This is a genomic window from Litoreibacter ponti, assembly GCF_003054285.1.
Classification (GTDB): domain Bacteria; phylum Pseudomonadota; class Alphaproteobacteria; order Rhodobacterales; family Rhodobacteraceae; genus Litoreibacter; species Litoreibacter ponti.
The window spans coordinates 1,489,226-1,508,420 of the sequence record NZ_QBKS01000001.1 but is presented as its reverse complement, the minus strand read 5'-3'; the positions used below and the strand labels follow the sequence as shown (position 1 = coordinate 1,508,420).

The window sequence follows — 19,195 nt, the reverse complement described above, 5'->3', positions numbered from 1 at the left end:
ACTGGCAGCACTGGCCATCTGACGGAAATCTCGTATAGTACGAGCATGTCAAAAGATCAGGCCCGCGCGCTTCAAGCCGCCATTTCGACAATGGTTCGGATACAAAAGATCATGGAGCCGTCCCTGAAGACGACCCATGGCACCCTGAAACTGGCACCGCCGGACATTCAGACGATGCGCTTTATCTCGGAGCACCCCGGCAGCATGTCGAACGCGGTCGCGCGGTTTCTGGGCGTGGTCCCGACCACGATGTCGAGCATCGTGGACCGGCTGGTCAAGCGCGGCTTCGTGAGCCGTGTGCGCCCGGAAGAGAACCGCCGCGCGGTTGCCTTGCATCTGACCGAAGCCGGCGCGGATGTGTTCGCGAAGCTCGCAGCGGAAGAGCTGGAGTCCTCCGAGCGGATGCTGTCCTTTCTGAACGACGCGCAGCGAGAGGAATTCGTAGCCTGCGCAATCAAGATCGCGGAGGGGCTGGAGCGTTTGAAGGATCAGGCCGAATAGAAGCCCGCGCGGCTCAGCGGCAATTCGCGGACCCGCGTGCCTGTCGCGCGGTAGAGCGCATTGGCCAAGGCCGGTGCGACCGGGGGCAGGGCGGGTTCGCCCAAACCGCCCGGCGGCGCGTCATGCGACATGAAATGCACGCTCTGGTCCGGGGTGTTGGCAAGCTTGAGGACTTCGTAGTCGGGATAGTTTTCCTGCTGCACGCGTCCTTGGTCGAGCGTGATCTCCTCGCTCATCGCTGAGGACAGCCCGAAGATGACGGAGCCGATCACCTGCGCCTCTGCCGCATCAGGGTTGATGACGCGCCCGCAATCGACCACCGATGTCGCCTTGTGCAGCTTGATCACATTGTCACTGACGGACAGCTCGATGCATTGCGCCACGGTTGAATGGAAGCTGTGCACCATCGCGATACCCTGCGCCCGGCCTTCGGGCAGGGACTTGCCCCAGTCGGCCTCGGTCGCGAGCCGTTCCAGCACCGCGCGACGCCGTGGGTCGGACAGGTGCGCAAGGCGGAAGGCAAGCGGGTCCTCGCCCGCGGCTTCCGCCAACTCGTCCATGAAGCTCTCGTAGAAAAAGCCCATCTGGGAGAAGTCAACCGACCGCCACGTGCCCACCGGGATCGGTGCCGGGCAATGCACCCGTGCGATGTCCTTGTTGGGCACGTCATATTGCAGCGCGAACGGGCCCTCGCTGTCCGGCATCCCTGTCTCGGTGTGGATGTAGTGGTTGCGAAGTGCTGTGATCTTGCCGTCTTTCACAGCCCCTTCAAGCCGCGCTGTGATCGCAGGGCGATAGGTGTCATTGGCCAAGTCGGTCGCACGTGACCAGATGACCTTGACCGGCTTGCCAAGTGCCTCGGCGGCGCGCACTGACAGTTTCACGAAGTCGAGCTCAGAGCGCCGCCCAAAGCCGCCGCCAAGATAGGTCGGATGCATCGTGACCTTCTCCGGGGCGATCCCCAGAACCTTCGCCGCAGCATTGCGGGCGAACAGCATATTCTGGTGGCCGACCCAGACCTCGCAGCCGTCTGACGTCACGGAGGCCGTGCAATTCATCGGCTCCATCGTGGCGTGGGCGAGGAACGGCACGTAGAACTCCGCCGCGCGGGACTCGCCGCCGAGCGCGGCGTCCGTGTCGCCCGCGCTCTCCATACTGTCGCGGTCTTTGGTGTCGAGATCGGAGGTCTGCGTCGCGCGGATCATCTCCGAGGACAGTGCCGTCTGGCCGCCCTCCCACGTGATATCAAGCGCGTCGAGCGCGCGCTGCGCGACCCAATAGCTGTTGGCCGACACGAGCACCGCATCCCCGAGGTTCACAACCTGATCGACCCCCGCAATATCCGGGGCGGGGCCCGTTGCTGTCGCGGTCGCATCCTTGATGGCGGGCAGGGCGATGGCAGCATAGACCATGCCCGGTACCGTGACGTCGATCCCAAACTCCGCGGTCCCGTCGACCTTTGCGGGAAGATCAAGGCGGGGCTTCGGCAGGCCCACGATCTTGTAGTCCTTAGGGTCCTTCATGTCGGGCTGCAGATTCGGTGTGAACGTCGCGGCCTTCGTGGCCAGTTCCCCAAATGTCGCCGACCGGCTCGAGGCCGCGTGGCTGATCACGCTGTTCTCGACAGTCAAAGTGGCTGCGTCCACGCCCCACTCTTCAGCCGCGGCTTGCATCAGCATTTCACGCGCGGCGGCTCCGGCGCGACGCATGCCGTAATGTCCCGTGAGCCGGATCGCGGTGGAGCCGCCGGTCATTTGACCCACGAGCCCGTCGGCAAGCTGCAGAAACGTGTAGTCGATCATCCGCTGGGCAAAGCCGGGGATGTACGCATCGCCGAGCACGTACCCCCGGCCAAGGTCGCTGTTGATATACGCGTCTTCGGCAGGGGCCTGCTCGATGGCGACGAGGTTCCAGTCGGCCTCCATTTCCTCGGCCAGCATTTGAGCAAGACCTGTGCCTGCACCTTGGCCCATCTCGGAATGGGGGAAGATCATGGTGACCCGGTTGTCGGGGCTTATCTTCACCCAGGTGTTCAATGTGGTGGCCGTATCCGCCTGCGCGGCCCCTGTCATCTCCAGCCGGTTCGGCGACACGGCAAGGCCAAGCGCCAGCCCGCCGCCCAAAACGCCCGCGGTGGCAAGGAAGCCGCGCCGTGTCCACTTGGCGGCCTTGGAACGGAATTTGTTTTTGTCAGTCATCGCTTCACCCCTCCCGACGCAATGTGGCAGCGGTGCGGATCGCGTCGCGCACACGGTTATAGGTGCCGCAGCGGCAGATATTTGTCATCGCGGCGTCGATGTCCTCGTTGGTCGGGTCAGGCGTTTCGTCGAGCAGCGCTTCAGCGGCCATGATCATGCCCGACTGGCAGTAGCCGCATTGCGGGACCTGATGGGTGAGCCAGGCCCGTTGCACAGCTGACGGTGTCTGGGCTGTGCCGACCCCTTCGATGGTCTTTACCTCCAAGCCCTCGACATCGGCCACCGGAAGCACGCAGGTGCGGGTCGCAACGCCATCGACATGCATCGTGCACGCCCCGCAGGCGGCAATTCCGCAGCCAAACTTTGTGCCTGTCATCCCCAGCGTCTCACGCACCACCCAAAGCAGCGGCATCTCGGGATCCGCTTCTATGGTTACGGGTTTGCCGTTCAGGGTAAAGGATGTCGCCATAGGGGGCCTCGCACGCAGTTTTAATCCGAGTTTCGTAATATGTATATATCGCAGGATTGGCGCAATCCAAGTCTAGATCCGGTTCGCTACGAAACTGTGAACTGACAGACGCCTGGCTTGCGCTGCGCCAAAATCGAGGTCGATGTCGACAGAGTTTTCACTGCGGTGACCTACAAGCGGAGCCTTTAGAGCGCGCGAAGGGCCTCAATGCCAATCTACGATATCCGCGTCTTTATGGAGACCGATATGCAGAAGGTCGCAGAAGAGTTAGGCTCCAACAGCTCCTTTGCGACGGAGGGCGGCAGCCTCACCTTCAGCGAGCCCGCCAGGCCTTATTGCATGATGCAGATCGTCGACAACGGAGCGGATACCATAAGCCCGTCGGTGAATGCCGAAAAATCTCAAGGGATAGTCGTCCGGGTTGGAGGCGAGTACCGGAATCGAACCGGTGTACACGGATTTGCAATCCAGAATGAGTGCGAGCGAAAACAACGACTTAAGGGTGCAAAACACCCCCTGACAAAAAGTGAACAAAAAGCGAAAGTTTCAAAGCCAGATTCGCCGGTTCAAAACGAAAAAGGCCCCGTCACAGCGGCAACTGTGAACCGGGGCCAAATAGAAAAAGCCTGTCAGCTTTCGAAGCACATTAGCACAGGCCAGCGCCGCACCGCAAACGCTCAGTCGGCTTTTTCGTGGTCTCTGACCGGTGAGACGATCCAATGAGCTGGCGCATCGCAAACGAATGCGCCGAGCGCCGCTTTGGCAGCGCTGCGCGCAAGCAGATCATCATGTTCCTGGCCGACAAGGCGAGCGATGACGGCTCGGGCATCTGGTGCTCCAAGGGGACAATTCAGCGCCACACAGAGCTCAGCGAGAGCACGGTCAAGCGCACCATCATCGACTTCCTGCGCGAAGGCATTCTGATCGAGACAGGGCGGCGACACTGCAAGAACGGCTATACCGTCATTTACCGTATCGTTTTGGAGCGCGTGGCCGCGCTCGAACCCACGGCTGAGCCCGAAATTGAGACGGGGGTCACTGTGAACCCCGTCCAGCCTGAACCCGGTACGGGGTCCACGGTGAACGGGGTACGGGGTTCACGGTGGACCCCAAACCATCCTAAAACCATCCATAAACCACCTACGCGCAGGCGCGAGGCGGCGGAGGAGGTTGAAGATTTTGAATCTGAGAAGATCTTGACAGCCTATCCCGAGGACAGGATCCGAGACCGGCGGACCAGTCTGCGCCTGATCGCAGCGGCTGTGAAAGCCGGGGTAGAGCCCGATGACCTGAAGCAGGCGGTCAAAGCCTATGCCAAGGAAAGCGAAGGCTACACGCGCAGCAAGGTCTGTTTCTCCGACAATTGGTTCAAGATGCGGCGTTGGGAAAAGGGGCTGGCCCAGATCCAGGCCGACCGAGAGAAAGCGCGAGAGGCCGAAGCCAAGGGGCGCGCCAGCCTCGCCGAGTGGATCCACGAGCGCCATCCCCTTTGCCGCCACATCACCAACCGGCAGATCGAGGATTTGATCGCATCAAAGCTGGTGACGCCCGAGCAGGTGCGCGCTGCGGGGCTGCAGGTGTGAGTGCATTCGCTCAGTCTGGGAGACAGCCACCAATGTCGTCGAGCTTTATGGTGCTCAGATCATAATGCGCGCTTATGGTTCGGAGATCATATTGACAATTTATGATCCAGGGGTCATAAATAGTGGCAGGAGAACCGCCATGAAGCACCTCGTTCGTACATCAAAAAACTTGGGCCACGCAATTCGCCAGGCTCGGAAGGCAAAGAACCTCACCCAGAAGGAACTCGCCTCGATGAGCGGTGTCTGGCAAGAGACAATTTCCAAGATCGAAAACGGCAGGGGGGGCACCAAGCTGGAAACAGTATTTGATTTGATCGCGGCCTTGGAGCTCGAAATAACGGTGACCGAGCGCAGTAGAGGCACATCAGACGGGCTAGAGGACATCTTCTGACATGGGCCGCAAGCGCAGCTATACACCTCTGAACGTCTTTCTGAACTCGCGGCTCGTGGGCCAGTTGGTCCGTGAACCTTCTGGCGGCGTGAGTTTCGCCTATGCGCGAGACTGGCTCGAATGGGAGCACCGGATGCCCGTGTCGCATTCGTTGCCATTACAGGAAAACCGGTACAGCGGCGCACCAGTGATGGCCGTCTTTGACAACCTGTTGCCCGACAGTGACCTCATCCGTCGAAGGGTCGCAGAACGCGTCGGGGCCGAGGGCGTCGATGCCTTCAGCTTGCTGTCACAAATAGGGCGCGACTGCATTGGTGCGCTGCAATTTCTGCCCGACAGGCAAGAGCCACAGCCAATGTCCGAGTTAACTGGAGAACCTGTTGACGAGGAACAGATCGGGGCCATTTTGAGCGACCTCGACATCGCGCCACTGGGTATCCGCCGCGAGAATGATTTCCGAATTTCTGTCGCTGGCGCGCAGGAGAAAACGGCGCTGCTTCGTAAAGATGGCCAGTGGATAGAGCCAACCGGCACGACGCCCACCACGCACATCATCAAACCGCAAATCGGCAGGCTGCCCAACGGCATGGACCTGTCCGACAGCGTTGAAAATGAATACTTGTGCCTGAAATTAATGGAAGCGTTTGGGCTTCGGGTTGCGAGTGTCGAAATGGCTCAGTTTGGCGACAAGAAAGCCTTGGTGGTTGAGCGTTTTGATCGGCGCTGGACGTCAGATGGCCGTTTAATCCGTCTGCCGCAGGAAGATTGCTGCCAAGCACTATCCGTTGTGCCCACGCAAAAGTACCAGAACGAAGGCGGCCCAGGGATCTCGGATATCATGGAACTCTTGTTGGGAAGTGATGATCCCAACAAAGACAGGTACGACTTTTTCAAAACGAACGTCCTGTTCTGGTTGCTGGGTGCAACAGATGGTCATGGAAAGAACTTCAGCGTCAGCCTCTTACCCGGCGGCCGTTTCCGCATGACCCCGCTTTACGACGTGCTGACGGTGCAGCCGACCGTCGACGCACGGCAGATCGAGCGGAAATACTTCAAGCTCGCTATGAATTTCGGAAACTCGAACCACTACAAAGTGGCAAATATCGTGGGCCGCCACATCGTGGAGACAGGAGTTCAATCCGGCTTGTCCCGCGCGGTCCTGCACGGCCTGTTCGAAGAGCTGCAGGAGACTTCGCACGCGATCGTTGAGGCTACCTCCAATCAGCTTCCGGAGGGTTTCCCGGAGGCGTTGCTTTCTTCGATCGACGGCGCGCTGAAGGCTAGGTTGCACCTGCTGAACTAAAGCTGGTTGCGCCTACCTGGTGCGAAAGCGCGTCTATTCTGGTTCAAACGAAATCAGGTCAGGTTGTCGTGCCAAACTCAGGTCCTCAACTCCGTGCTTCCGACTGCTGAACATAAGCGGGCAGCCGTAGCAGACGCGGGGCAAGCCCCGCTTCAACAAGAAAATTCCCCTGCGCCAGCGCATTCCTCGCGAGGCAAGTTTCTCGCTGACAGCCCCTTGGTGCCAGCTTTGGTCATGTTCATCGAAACACTCAAAGTGAGGATCAAAAAATGGCTACTCAAACTCTGAAACTGAACGTCAAATCCGGTGAAAAAGACGGCAAGAACTTCTGGGACCGCTGCGGTGTGCTCTTCGTCAACACCGACGACAGCGGCAACATCACATCGATCAACGTCAAACACAGTATGTTCCCCGACGTCGAAATGGTCGCCTTCCCGCGACGCGACGAAGATCCGGTCACCGAATGACCTCCGAGTCAGGGCGGGTTTCCCGCCCTGGCTCTCATCCAGTAGGTCTTGTAAATTGCGATTGGCTTGACTGCATCCCTGCCCAGAGGCGAACATGACAAATCGTGCTTGCACGCCAAAGAACTTCGGGCCTATCTTTCGCTTGCCTCGCAAGGGAAAGAGGTCGACTCAGAGTGAGCTCGCTACTCACAGTGGTGCTTGGCTGGATAAGTATATTGACGTGGAAACACTAATCGTCAATTTCGACCTTGAAGATATCAACCTTTGTTTCCAGGCACTTTCTTAAGCTTAAATCGCTTGCTCCAACCTCGAACCAGCTGCTGGGGCGCTGGTAGAAATCTAAGCCACGCCCAATTTTGATTATCCAACCATTATCAAGGCGAATTTCACGGTCGTGAATATTCGGATTGAGTTCAACATCTAGTACAATGTCCACCTCCAACAGGCTTTGCTTCAAGTCATCAAGCTTTTCATGTATTTCTGCGAGCTGGGTCTTGTCATCATAGCCGGTTACCAAGATTATCTTTTTTACTGTTCCTGATCGCAATGCCGTTTCGCAGAACCGAACAAAATTCTGAATTTGGTGCTGAAGGCGAATGTATGGGTCCTCTATAACTATCGACTTAACGCCAGAAAGATAGGGGCCGATGATCGATTCGTAACTGTGGCCCGTGTCTCCATACATTATGGTGAAGTGTTGTTCACGAAGCTGTGGCGGAACAGCAATTGTTTCGTCCAGTGTTGATGGTGTCGGCTCGCTCTGAACCTTGGGTGCGCTAGTCGTCGACGCTTGGTCTCCATTCGGTTGGGATTCCGTCTGCTCAGAAATGTCGAGCCTTCTCCTTGTCGGTTCCTGAGTGGCTGTCGCGTCTTTTGATTCAGGACAGTGCACAATTACCTCTGTCCCATCGGACTTGAAGTACGAAAGATTTATTAAGGCAAACTCATCGTCTGGTTTGCGTTTGTTCATCTGTTCCTTTACCCGGCGGCGGCATTCCATTGCATACGCAACATATTCTTCGAATTCCACGTCACTCGGTGCACCATTCGGATGAAGTATCTTCAAGAACGCCGCGACAGTTTTCTTGATGCCTTTCTCGTCGCGGCCCTCGACGGCTTTACCCAGGCGAATGCGGCGGTTCACCTCTTCATATCTGTTCGTATGCTTGAATTGATAATGAAAGGCCTCAGCAAGGTAGTCCGTGATAAACCCGTACCTATTGGTCAGGAATGAACTGCTGTTCTTTGGAAACTCCCAGCCAGGAATATATGCTGCGAACCGGTCCATTATTGCCAGATCAAGTTCAGCTGGCAGTGGCTGGAAAAGGTCGTATTCAGTCGAGTTGACGACTTGGCTGACTGACAGATCGATGTTGCCTACAAAACTGAGGCTTGCATCTGCAATGACTTCCGCGCCACGAGAAAATCGTCCATTTGCCATGAAGTCCTTCATGATTTGGATCGTATCGGGATCCCGGACCTTGATCCCACCAACTTCATCAAATGCCACGGTGTCCCAGTAGCCAACCAAGCCAACCTTACGACGAGCGTTGTTATAGAACAGCGTCGCTTTTGTTGCTTGACCGCCAGATATGAGCGTCGCGTAAGGCGAGAATTCACTGAAAAAATATGACTTTCCGGTTCCGCGAGGGCCCAGCTCGATATAATTGTAGTTGGGTTCCACAAGCGGAGCCAGCCGAGCCACGAAGTGCATTTTGACTCGTTGAGAAAGCTTGGACGGTTCCAGGCCAACCGATCTCATGATGACGTTGAGCCAATCATCTCGGGTGAAGGCGCTGCGGCCATCTGTGTACTGCTGAAAGTCAAAGCGCGAGAGCTGAATCGGGCGCAAGTCTTCTATGTAGAACGCGTAGTCATCTTCCTCGATGTCATTATGTGAAAGTGTTACCTCAGCCCAAATTCCACCCTCGAGGAGCCGTTCGTTGTCCCTATAGAATTTTTCTCCAATTGCAATTCTCTGGGAATTGAAGTTCTCCAGCGATGCCCAGTGCCGTTTTTCTTTTTCAACGTATCTAACGTGTACCTTATCAATGAAGCGGTGCTTTCCCTTGGTTGCCACCTTCGATTGAGCGGCATTGGCTTCGTCGGGCCTTACGTAATTATCCTGAAGGGTAGCAAGAACGGCTTCCATACCTGCATCCATTTCAGCCTGATCGTCGCTTGCGCAGTAGCGCGCCAGGAGAAACTCAAGCACGAATGTTGGGACGTTTGTGCCCTTTTTAATCCGATGAAGCAGATCTTTTCGAACCACCTTGCCATCGAAGGTTGACGTGAGGCTCTGGTCCAGTTCGTCCATATCATTCATACGGTATAGTCCGTCTCAAGATTCAGCGCGCTTAGGCTCGCTAGAGTTGTTGGGTTCAGGGCCTTTATCGAGAATTTTCCCTCAAAGTCAGGATCCATTCGTAGCGCGATCTGCTTGCGCTGGCCCGGCGTCAACGTGATTGTGCGTGTTGCGGGGTTCACATCACCACCGGCTCGCGGCTCACCAACCACATTCCCCTTTCCGTCCTGGGCTTCGATAAGGACCTCGACACTTTCTTCTTGAGAGAACATGTCGTCAGAAACCAATGCAATTTCCACTACTGGCACTCGTGTCGTAATTCGTTTCGCGCCGTTTTTGTAGCTGAGTTCGACGCTCATTTTGGCTGCGCTCGAGTGCTCTTCATTATCGAGGCGGGCAATGATCACAGGTACAATGGCCTCCGCCAAGGAAGCTCCGCCGTGGAAGTAAAGGTGTCCAGCTCTGTAGGGAGCCATGCTCTTGGGGAGCGCGATCTGCACAAAGCTGCCTCGAATACCAAGCTTTTCAGAGTTTAAAACAACACTGTGAGAGTCGCTGTTTCCATTTCCAAGCAGGGCCCTGTCATGCGCATTTATAGGCCAATTTCCTTGTGGCTTGGTGCAAACGTCACCGGCTGCGGCATGACTATTGAGGAAAAATCCATGGTCCGTGACGATCACGGCCTCTTTGAACCCCATTCCACGTAGCTTGTGCAAGGCCACACGAATGAGCTTCAAAGTGCTTGGTATCAATCCAAGGGTGGTCTCAGGATTGCTCTCAAGCTGACTATCGATCTCTGTTGATCGTAGCACTAGGAGATCAACGGTGGGCGTGATCTTTGGCTTTCCACGAACGAAGTCGCCCAGAGGCATCTCCTGGAACCGATCACCAAGTTTCTTTCGAAGCACATCCATTCTTTGGGTGACGTTCCCAACCTTGGACGTTCCAAGTTTTGGGGCCAGCGCGTCGCTTTCGATCTCGAGCGAAAGCTGTGTGCGGGCACCAGGAAGAAGGCTGGCCATACCGACAAGGGTTATCGTCGGTAACTGAGCATAGGCAGCCTGCAGCTCGACTGGCCCGTCTTCAGACAGCTGCTTTTCGAGTGTTACGCCAAGTTCATACCGTAGGGCGTCGACCATGAGGTAAGCAATTCTTCGTCCATTTTCCTTCAGGCGGTCGGCCAGAAGTCGGTCATAGACGTCCGAATTGGCCAATCTGCCTTCCGGAGGCCAACCCGCGCTCTCGATGTGCTTAATAAATATTGTTTGGATTTTTTCCGCCAGGCGACGATATCGCGACCGGGCCTGGTCAATGACTTCGTGCATGATGTCGTGGGGATCGAGAAAGTCTCCAACCGCCTGCTCAAATTCGCGTTGAAGGCGGTCCGCTTCTCGCAGGCTTCCAAGATAGAAGTCTAGCAAATCTGCTTGTGATCGGGCGTGTTCCGGTAGCTGGCGTTCGTTGTCGTCACAGCATTCAATCAGCGCCAGGCCGGTCCGGATCAATTCCCACTGTGCCTGGCTTTCTCCTTTGCCGATCCAGACAGAGTTCCTATGGCGACCGATGATGCCGCGGGTCGTGTCAGTTTCGTTGTTTGAGATGCCCTTGATCGCCGCCTTGAGGAAGGTGCGTTCCTCGAATGGGAACGTGTCGCGATCGCCAAGGTCATCGATGTCGCGGCACTGCTCTGGAAGAGAAAGCTCAACCTCAATGGCCTCTGCGCGCTCAATGTAGATGTCCCGCGTTGCGGGGTTGGTGCGGAGGCGATCGCACACATCCTCGACGATCGGCTTTGCTTCGATCGGCGAGTGAGGAACGCCCTTGAGTGTCTCAGGCAGGGGAACCGGCAGATCAAAGACGAACTCGCTGAAGAGAACGAACCTCCAGAGTTCGTCGGCAATCGACGTCCAGGTTTTGCCTCGCGTCTTGACGCTCATCCCCAAGGTCGCGCGCAGGAATTCCCGGGCTTCGTCGCTCCAACCTTCTTGCGACTTGAGGGCGTCGGCTTGCCTAGTACTCGGCGCTAGGAGCGCTGTCAGGATTTCGCGGCCGGAATCGACTCTCAGTGCGGCCCTTAGCTGTGGCCAGCTGGCACCACCGCCGATCGCATCGATCACAGAGAAGGACGGGCCATTAGGCGACCCTGCGAAGACACGGCGGATTTCCGTCGCATGATCTGGCTTCGCGCGCAGGCAAAGGCTCAAGTAGTCGTCACCATCATCCTGGGGAAAGACAGTTCCACTTTGCGCATAGATTGAGAAGGGGTCAGCCTGCTTTTCTTCATCGGTTTCCGTGCGCCGCTGCGGGACATAGACCACCAGCGCGTCAATCTCACGCTTCGCCTTGCCGACTTCACGCAGAGCCATGATCGCTTCCTGGCGGCTCTCGATGCTGCTTTCAGAGGCGTCAATCACACGGATGCGGTCATCGCCAAGCCCCAAGCACAGGTCGTGGTACCGGTGATCGGGGTCGTAGACGACCATGCAGCCCGCTTGCAGAAGGCGGGGGCGCAAAACGGTGTCGCGGATGAAGGTTGCAATGCTCATTCGTTACCCATCTTTCTTGCGGCCGCGGGCCTTTGTGGGTTTGGGTTCGGGCTCGACGTAGAGGTGTTCCAGGTCATGCGCGATGGCGAGGGACTTGTCGGTCTCGCACTTTCCGCGCACGCGGTCGGGCCAGTAGGCCATGGCGAGGTGGGCCCAGTCGTAGTCGCCTTTTTCCAACTTGGTCCAGGTGTCTTTCAGGACCTTCTGCCAGGGCTTGTGACGGAACAGCTGCCAGAGCGGTGAGGCGGTGATCTGGACGCCGTCATCCTGGTTCGGGCGGTAGGTCTGGGCGATGGCCAACAGGGTGTCGCGCAGCTCGATCAGTTCGAGCTCGAGGCCCTGGAGCGCCTCGAAGCTTTTCTCGTCGTCTCGGGACCGGGCGCTGCCTTTGGTGCGCAGGGCGGCGACGTCCTGGCCGACTTGGCTGAGCTTCGGCTCGATGAAGTCGTTAACGGCGGTAAAGAGGGTCTGATCGGTCAGGCTGGGATAGTAGAGCCAGAGCGTGTAGCTGCCCGAACTGGTCGAAATCGGCCAGTAGATCGGGGCCTTGCGACGGCTCTTGCTGTATTGCTTGAGGTGCAGGGGGAAGAAGTCGCGTTGCAGCCAGCGGCGCACATCGGCGGGCACAGGGGCTTCGACGCGGGCGAGCACTTCCTCGATCAGGCGGGCGAGGTCATTCGGATGCCCCTGGTCGTCCACCAAGATGCCGGAATGGGCATGGAATGGCTCTGCGTCGTGGGGCAGCATGCCGGGGCTTTTCGCGGGCAACGGATCGAACGGGTCCGGCTCGGGCGGTGCCTCGCGTTCGCCAGTGGCCAAGCGCCAGTCCAAACGGCCAAAAGCGACGCCAGCGGCCCAGCTGAGCAGACCGTCCGTCTGGTCGATCGCTTCGGCCCCATCGTCGTCTTCGCTTTCGTCAGCGTCTTCGGCTCCGTTGCTGTTGTCCTCCTCCGTCGAAGCGGAAGGACCGAGCGCCGCGGCGCGATCTGCGTCACTGAACCCATAGAGATCAAAGGCGATGTCATCGATCTCGGCCTGGATATCGGCCAGCTCAGTTTCAATCGAAGGTGGGTCGTAGTCTCCAAGACGTGCGCGCAACGCCGCGGGCAAAAGGAAGGCGTGAGACGTCTCATCTATAGTGTCTAAGTTGCGTTTGAGTGACCAGGAGCGATACGCCAGACGCCCCATTTCCTCGGAAGCGTCAGCAGCCAAATCGGGCCATGGTAATACTTGCAAAATGCCAACAATAAATTCTGGATAACCAAATCTACCAAGTGCGACTTTAAAAATATAGTCGAATGCTTTGCTATTGGTCAGGGCCAAACTGGGAAGCAGGTTTTCCTCTGCAAAAAATGCGCAGTATCCTCGAGCAGAAAAACTGCCGCCACGAGAGAGAACTTGTGGTGAAAAGCTGCGCGCACGCAGCGGCCATGTCAGCCCGGCCAGCCCAAAATAGGTACTGCCATCCATTCGAGTTCCAGGAATGGACTTAGTCGTATATCCTGCTCTTAACTCTGCGCCTTCAGTGTGCCATTTCAGGACTAGCTGTTGATCCACATAGTATGGTGAATGGCTTCCACCTTTTGCAAAGGGCAGCCAGCTTTGACCGCGTGTCTCCCACCACGCTCTGACAAAACGATCATCGTTTCCAGTTGTCAGACCATGTTTTACGAAGCGATCCTTGGCTTCAAAAACATCAAACTGGGCAAACATGCTTCGCACATCTTCACTTACCCAGTATGCGAAAGGCGCACCTGGTACCGAACGAAATGAGTCCGGTGCTATCGTGTAAATTTTCGGTCCGTCTGCGTTACGCCTTAGATCGTCACATGCTTCTCGGAGACTCGTAGATTTTTCTTCATCAGCCAAGAGGCGCAGAAATACAGTCATGCCTGCTTCTCCAATACATACGCCGCGGCTTCGACCATGGCATCGTCCATCACGCCCAGCCCCAGATCCGCCATGACCTCGGGTCTTGCGATGCCAAGCACAACTTCTTCACGCCATTTTTGAAAACTGGATAGAAAAAAACAGGTTCGGGATGTGATAGCGCCAATCCGTGCTTCGGCCCTCATGAGTTCCAAGCCGCGCTCTACAAAGATCGATAGCAAGTCGTTTTTGCTGTTCGGAAAAGCTTTCGCCAAGCTTGACTTGGTGTTTGCCGCCAGCGCCCCAAAGGGTGGATTCATAACCACCACGTCGAACACTTCGCGGCAGTGGTCAATCATCCTCAGGCCCTGAAGCGCATCCTCTGCGAATAGACGCCCCTGATAAGTGGATCGCGCCGCGCGCGCGAACTCGGTCAGGGCTTCTTGCAATCGCGTCTCGGCCTTCTGCCATTGCGCCATGTCCTCTTCGCGGAAGAGGTCGCCATGCTCGCCAAACACGGCGCGTACAAGGGCAGGCAATTCCTTCTCAACCTGCAACAGCACCCCAAGCTCTGGCAGACCCTTGAGCAGGAACAGCGTCTTCTCGAACAGCTCTGCATCCAGGGGATCGAGTTTTTCCATGAACTGATTGCGCAGGTCCACCTCGGACGGGGGCGCGACGGCCGCCACCACATGCCCACGCCCTACCTGGGGCCGGTCCTTGGCCTTCACGCCCGCCTCATGCCAGGCCCGCTGCGCCCGCAGCCAAAGCGCCAGCGAAGCGATCTGCGCCGCGCGCGGGTCGATATCGACGCCATAGATGTTGTGTTCGATGATCAGCCGCGGCACATCGTGCAGGAAGGCCTCCTGGTCGGTATAGGTCTGGCTGAGCGGTTTCAGATCAGCGCTGCCACCCGTTTCGGTATCCAGGCAGCCGGGGCCATGGGTCTGCTCCCACGCCCAGGCCTCGCGATAGATCTCCAGAAACAGATCAAAGGCGTAGAGCCCGAAATGCATCGAGCCGCAGGCCGGATCGAGCAGCTTGATCGTGCGCGGGTCGCGCAGGCGTTTGGCGGGTTCGGGCTGCTCGTCCGGTTTCACCAGCAGGTATTGGCAGCGGTCGCGCAGGTCGGTCTGACCACCCGTCCAGTTGAACCAGAGCCGCCCCAGCGTGTTATCGACCAGGAACTCCACCACATAGCGCGGGGTGAAGAACTGGTTGCGCACCGCCAACTCGCGGCTGTTGCGCGGCGCTTGGGACGCATCGCGCATCGCTTTGCGCTCTTCCTTCGAGTTGAAGTACTGGTAAACCCAACCGATCGTCTCATCTTCGGCCCAGAGCGGTTCGATCTCGCCGTGATTGATGAGAGTGAGAACCTGGATCAGCGCGGCCTCACGCGGGAACAGGCGGCCCTGGGGCGAGAAGCGGTCGAAGAGGCCGGGCAAATCCTGTGACAGCTCGTCAAAGACACTTTGGAGATAGACGCGGTAGGCGTCGCCGGTTTCACCCAGGCCGGTGCCTGCCAGCCGGGCGTAGAGCTGGAAGCCCTTGGCCTGGTAGCCGTTGCCGACGGATTCCATCAGCAGCCCGCGGGCCTCGGCCATCCTAAGGGCCGCGAGTCGGTTCAGGACGGTGAAGGCCTGTTCGCGCACGATGCGGTCGAGGCCAGCCTTTGTGTCGGTGTCCGCGCTGGCGCAGTAGTGGGCCAGCGTGTCGCGCAGGATCCGCGCCGTCTCGCGCTGTTGGTCGTTGATGTGGCGTAGGCTTTCGAGCGGGGAAGCCGTGCCGGAAATCGGATCCAGCCCGTAGTCGTTCTGGAGCTGACGAGTGAATTCCTCTTCCAGCGTGCGGCGGGCATCGGTGACGAAGCGTTGGAGGCGGTTACGGGTAGATTGATCAAACGCCATCCTTACTCCTCACTGCCGAAGCTGAACGAGACTTCAATCTCGTCGTAGAGCGCGAGCTGGGCTTTGATCTCATTCAGTTTGAGGATGAGTGCGTCCAGGTCTGCGGGCGATGTCATTTTGGTGGGCACAGAAATCGCCTGTTCGAACTTGGCCGGGCCCTTCTTGCCTTTCTCGGCGCGCTCATCCTCGATCCGCTGGCGGATGCGTTCCTGTCCTTGTCGCTGGATCGAACGCCGAAGCTCGTCGATCGTGCTGCTGATGTCATAGTCACGGGCAAGCAGCTTGCGCAGGCCCGCAAGGTCGTGGGTCGCCGTCAACTCAAGACCGTCCAGCTGGCCGATGGCGCTGCCGCGCTCTTCCTGGGTCAACTCTCCCCATTCAGGCACGCGTTGAAGCTCTTCCGCACCTTCCTTGATGCGTAGTTTTTGCTGGTCTGAAAGCGAGATTACAGCCTCACGGACGCGGCCTTTGACGTGCGTGAGCAGCGAACTGAAGTCCGCGCTATGCTTGAAGAAATCCTCCATTTTGAGGCGTTCGGAGAGTGCCGACAGGTCTTCGCTCAGCTCGTTCCGCAGCTCACCCGGCACGCCTGTATCCGGGAGCGCTTCGATATCTTGGCGGTGCGACTGGAGCTCGCGCAGGGTTCCATCAAGGCCATTGTCCAGCGCACGCTTTACCTCAAGTGCCCATTTGAGGTTGTCGAAGAGTGCAGACGTCTCCGAGCCGAGGCGTTGTGGCGCGTCTGAGGCGTCGGTGAACATGACGTCAGCAAGTTCCTGGTTCATCACTCGGGCACGGTCGCCGCCAGCAAGCCCCAAACCGCCGAGCTTCTCTCCCAACGAGCCGTAGTCGTGTTGGAAGCGTGGGAAATGCTTGGCGGCGGCTTTGCTGATTTCCTGTTCAAGCGGAATGACAATGTCGCCGATTAACTCGGTTAGTCGATCTGCCGCGCGGCCAAGCGTTTCATTGGACGGGCGCTCATCCCGAAGGGCAACGCCTATCTGTTTGAACGAATTGTTTGTCTTGAGCGCGTCGATGGCCTGCTGACCAGCGGCGGTCACTTCTCTACCAGAGACCTTCAATTTGATTTCTCCGGCCATCAGCATGGCGGCAAGAATGTAGCGGGTCGTGTCAGGTGACCATCCGAATGGATCGCTACTAAAGTCGTCTAGAAGCCGCTTCCCATCTACTGTGCCGCGTTTGTCGATGTAGTCTCGAATGCTTGTCATCGCTTTGTGGTCGGTCTTGAAAGATGCTCGACCGGAGGTGGTTTGAACGAGGCCAAGCGGATCAATTCCGCTGCTTATCGCGGCGGGGTTGGCTACCTTCAGGAATTTCTCAGCAGTATCGGTACCTGCACGAACAGGAGCCTCGATGTAGCGATCGAACACCTGCGTCGCCACATCATTCAGGAGCTTCTTGGCTGCATCCAGCAGATTGGGATCCAGAGCAGACACAGCAGTCGCCTGGCCACGAAAAACGAACGATCCGGCCTGGAGCGTTTGCTTGATTTTGCTTTGAAGTTGCGTGGCTAACTTGGCAGCCCTGTCCAATTGGCCAGAACAGTAGTCGCGTACTTCCTGGTCGGGTTCGTTCCGATGAAGTTCGGCAATGCGTTGACACCGATAGATATCGTTTGCCAAATCGTCCATTTCTGGATTTGAGCGGGCAAGCAAGCCGATGATGTTCCGCCCGGTACGGCTGCGAGAGTCGTCGAGCATCCTATTGCGCGCTGCGTCGTAGTCGGTGGCAGCCTCCAGCTCCAGGACCGTCTGGACGGTGTTTTGATCTCCAGCAAGGCTTGTTACGGCACTGCCAGATTGAACTTTGATCCCGGACGCAACAGCCAAAGTCCCGTGGAGGCTGACCCTTGGCAACGGGTCGAATACTTCACGAACAGAGTCGCTAAAGATCCGCCGAACATCGACGGAGCGAAGCGCCAGCGCTCCACGCTCTTGCTCAATATCGCGAAGTTTCTCACTCAAGAAGACAAGGTTTCCGTCCTTCTCTCCGAGCGGAACCAACACGTCGCCGAGCATCTCATCAACAGCTTCTTTCACCTTGTCGAGTTGGGATGCTGAGGTGATTGAGGGATGCATCAAGCTGGCGACATTCTGGACGCTCACGGGCAAATTCCCGAGGATCTGAAGAACCGCGACTGATTTAGCGATATCCTGATGGAGATCGCCATCTGGGAAGCGAATGAGAACTTTCCCAATGGCCTGATGCACTGACGGGAAAGCCCGTCGAATGTCCTTCTCAAGTTCGTCGTAGAGCGTAACGGTCGTCGCAAGCCAGCCAATTGGCTGATCTGCCATGGCGGTTGATCCGCCTTCACCCTTCAGAACATCCTGGACGACCTTAATGGCGGATCGAAGGCCAATGCCTCCAGTCGACTTGGCTAGTGCACCGAGCAGATGGAGAAGAATATCAAAGTGCGCGGGAAGGAAGGGGTACAGGTTTATGAACGTCTCACGGCTGAAGTCGGCATCGTAGTATTTCGCATCTTGGAGCCTCGTGTTTTGCCGAAGCGCTTGACCATGCGCGTCAAACAACTTCCCAAGTTGCTCCTCTCCGCTGGGTGATTTTCCAAGCAGGCGCCGGTAGCAGATTTCCTTAATATCGCTGGATTCCAGATCGATCTGAATCGGAAAACGATCCTTGAGCTTGTAGAGCTTATCTGAGTTGAGTGCGGCCCGTGGATCGTCTTCCGTGAGCGTTTGCTGGGCCGTTGAGATGATCCAGGCTTTGCCATCTCCGAGACGTTTCAGGTTCTTGGCAAGACCATCCAGATTGAGGATCAGGTTGTCGCGGGAAGCAACATATTGACCCACCTCATCGACGATAAAGATGATGTTCTGCTTGCCACTCTTGGAGCGAACAATGTCGATCATCTCCTGGACGCGTTGGTCTTCAAACTGAAAGAATCCTTCCGTGCTCGAAGAGAAGCTCTTCGCCTCTGGGAACAAAGCCGGATACATCACGTGCGCGATTTTTGGGATTAGGCCATCAATAGCCAGGGGGTTGTTCTGTACGCGATCCCATGTCGCGCCTGGCAGTGCTTCTGCGACGAGACGATATAGCTCCTCGGTACGGCCATCTTTTTCGACCATTCGCTCAAATGCCGCGACCTTAAGGTTGCGGGAGTAGCCAGCCCATTGAAGCACCTTAAAGTAGAGGACGGTGGACACGTCCTCCATCGTCGCGCCTGCCAGCATCTCGCTTGCCAGGTCGAGCATCACAACGGCCGCGGGGAAACGCTGTGCAACCGTGTTCAGCAGGGCTTTGGTTTGCGGCTTATGCAGACGATCCTGCAGATATTTGATGAAAGGCGTTCCTTCGATCGTGCGCTGGTCATCGAACGCGAGGCCAAGGTACTTCGTGAACGAGCTTTTGCCCGATCCATAGAAGCCGGAAACCCACACGCCCACTTCATTTTCGCCGCCTGTCTCCATTGCGAGTTGCATGCGATCGAGAAGCCGTCTGAACTGCTCCTCTATGCTTTCGGTCACAACGTATTCGGCAATCTCTGACTTCAGGCGGTCTTCCTGAGCAGTGCCATAAGTGATGACCTTCTCGATGGTCCTGTAGATGTCTTTGCTTGGATCGAAGAGAGATCTAATGCTCATTTTGGTATCCCTGAAACCTTTCTGCCT

The 19,195-nt window shown here is 57.2% G+C and carries 13 protein-coding genes; 6 read left to right on the top strand and 7 right to left on the bottom strand.

Translation table 11 applies throughout. The features are described 5' to 3' along the window. The first annotated feature begins 45 nt into the window (after window positions 1-45). Window positions 46-501 (top strand): MarR family winged helix-turn-helix transcriptional regulator, encoded by a 456-nt coding sequence (locus C8N43_RS07575; RefSeq protein WP_107845013.1) that lies wholly within the window; start codon window positions 46-48, stop codon window positions 499-501. Here C8N43_RS07575 and C8N43_RS07570 read toward each other — a convergent pair. Next, window positions 489-2,699: a xanthine dehydrogenase family protein molybdopterin-binding subunit gene (locus C8N43_RS07570; RefSeq protein ID WP_107845012.1), complete on the bottom strand. Its 2,211-nt coding sequence runs from the start codon at window positions 2,697-2,699 to the stop codon at window positions 489-491. The genes C8N43_RS07575 and C8N43_RS07570 overlap by 13 nt on opposite strands. A 4-nt stretch (window positions 2,700-2,703) precedes the next feature. Beyond that, window positions 2,704-3,168, bottom strand: coding sequence for a (2Fe-2S)-binding protein (locus C8N43_RS07565; RefSeq protein ID WP_107845011.1), 465 nt, complete (start codon window positions 3,166-3,168; stop codon window positions 2,704-2,706). 207 nt (window positions 3,169-3,375) lie between these two features. Between C8N43_RS07565 and C8N43_RS07560 the strand changes: the two genes are divergently transcribed. From C8N43_RS07560 to C8N43_RS07540, 5 genes are all read left to right on the top strand, one after another. After that, a complete protein-coding gene (locus C8N43_RS07560) occupies window positions 3,376-3,891 on the top strand; it encodes a hypothetical protein (protein ID WP_107845010.1) in 516 nt (171 codons plus the stop codon). A 65-nt stretch (window positions 3,892-3,956) separates the two neighbouring features. After that, a complete protein-coding gene (locus tag C8N43_RS07555; RefSeq protein ID WP_245912944.1) occupies window positions 3,957-4,751 on the top strand; it encodes a hypothetical protein in 795 nt (264 codons plus the stop codon). A gap of 139 nt (window positions 4,752-4,890) precedes the next feature. After that, entirely contained in the window at window positions 4,891-5,142 is a 252-nt protein-coding gene (locus C8N43_RS07550) for a helix-turn-helix transcriptional regulator (protein ID WP_107845008.1), read from the top strand. A 1-nt stretch (window position 5,143) separates the two neighbouring features. Then, complete coding sequence (locus tag C8N43_RS07545) at window positions 5,144-6,445, top strand: type II toxin-antitoxin system HipA family toxin (protein ID WP_107845007.1); 1,302 nt, start codon at window positions 5,144-5,146, stop codon at window positions 6,443-6,445. A gap of 269 nt (window positions 6,446-6,714) precedes the next feature. Continuing rightward, on the top strand, window positions 6,715-6,912 hold the full coding sequence (locus tag C8N43_RS07540) for a hypothetical protein (RefSeq protein WP_035262952.1): 198 nt from the start codon (window positions 6,715-6,717) through the stop codon (window positions 6,910-6,912). Between the two features lie 229 nt (window positions 6,913-7,141). On the opposite strand, the gene brxL is transcribed toward C8N43_RS07540, so the two are convergent. The 5 genes from brxL to brxC all read right to left on the bottom strand — a co-directional run bounded on the left by brxL (window position 7,142) and on the right by brxC (window position 19,168). Next, window positions 7,142-9,238 carry a BREX system Lon protease-like protein BrxL gene (gene brxL / locus C8N43_RS07535; protein WP_211308572.1) on the bottom strand — a complete coding sequence of 699 codons (2,097 nt, stop codon included), beginning with the start codon at window positions 9,236-9,238 and terminating at the stop codon, window positions 7,142-7,144. Beyond that, window positions 9,235-11,763 carry a PglZ domain-containing protein gene (locus C8N43_RS07530; RefSeq protein WP_107845006.1) on the bottom strand — a complete coding sequence of 843 codons (2,529 nt, stop codon included), beginning with the start codon at window positions 11,761-11,763 and terminating at the stop codon, window positions 9,235-9,237. Before C8N43_RS07530 ends, brxL begins: the two co-directional genes overlap by 4 nt. 3 nt (window positions 11,764-11,766) lie before the next feature. Continuing rightward, window positions 11,767-13,476, bottom strand: coding sequence for a hypothetical protein (locus C8N43_RS07525; protein WP_211308571.1), 1,710 nt, complete (start codon window positions 13,474-13,476; stop codon window positions 11,767-11,769). Window positions 13,477-13,649: 173 nt separating this feature from the next. Then, the gene (locus tag C8N43_RS07520; protein WP_107845005.1) at window positions 13,650-15,539 is read right to left on the bottom strand and encodes an Eco57I restriction-modification methylase domain-containing protein; all 1,890 of its coding nucleotides are present in this window, start codon (window positions 15,537-15,539) and stop codon (window positions 13,650-13,652) included. A gap of 2 nt (window positions 15,540-15,541) precedes the next feature. Further along, complete coding sequence (brxC, locus tag C8N43_RS07515) at window positions 15,542-19,168, bottom strand: BREX system P-loop protein BrxC (RefSeq protein WP_107845004.1); 3,627 nt, start codon at window positions 19,166-19,168, stop codon at window positions 15,542-15,544. Between the last annotated feature and the right edge of the window lie 27 nt (window positions 19,169-19,195).